The sequence below is a fragment of the Chryseobacterium sp. 27AL genome (genome assembly GCF_057815395.1).
In genome coordinates this window covers 1-584 of sequence record NZ_JBYRIW010000039.1, presented here as the reverse complement: position 1 = coordinate 584, position 584 = coordinate 1, and the positions used below count along the sequence as shown (strand labels likewise).

The 584-nt window shown below is 48.5% G+C and carries 1 rRNA gene; it reads right to left on the bottom strand.

From position 1 onward, the window contains the following. A 23S ribosomal RNA gene (locus AC3WV0_RS18105) occupies positions 1-584 on the bottom strand; the annotation flags it as partial.

Genomic DNA, 584 nt, shown 5'->3' with positions numbered 1-584 from the left:
AACATCCTAGCTGTCAATGCAGTCCAACCGCGTTGCTTCAACTTAACAGAAATTTGGGGACCTTAGCTGTTGGTCTGGGTTCTTTCCCTCTCGGACATGGACCTTAGCACCCATGCCCTCACTGCCGTAGAACATTTATTAGCATTCGGAGTTTGTCAGGAATTGGTAGGCGATGAAACCCCCGCATCCAATCAGTAGCTCTACCTCTAATAAACTTATATACGACGCTGCACCTAAATGCATTTCGGAGAGTACGAGCTATCTCCCAGTTTGATTGGCCTTTCACCCCTACCCACAGGTCATCCGAAGACTTTTCAACGTCAACCGGTTCGGTCCTCCACTCTGTGTTACCAGAGCTTCAACCTGCCCATGGGTAGATCACAAGGTTTCGCGTCTAATCCTACTAACTATACGCCCTATTCAGACTCGCTTTCGCTCCGGCTCCGGACCTGAAGTCCTTAACCTCGCTAGTAAAATTAACTCGTAGGCTCATTATGCAAAAGGCACGCCGTCACAGAATTAATCTGCTCCGACCGCTTGTAGGCGTACGGTTTCAGGTTCTATTTCACCCTTCTATTCGAAGT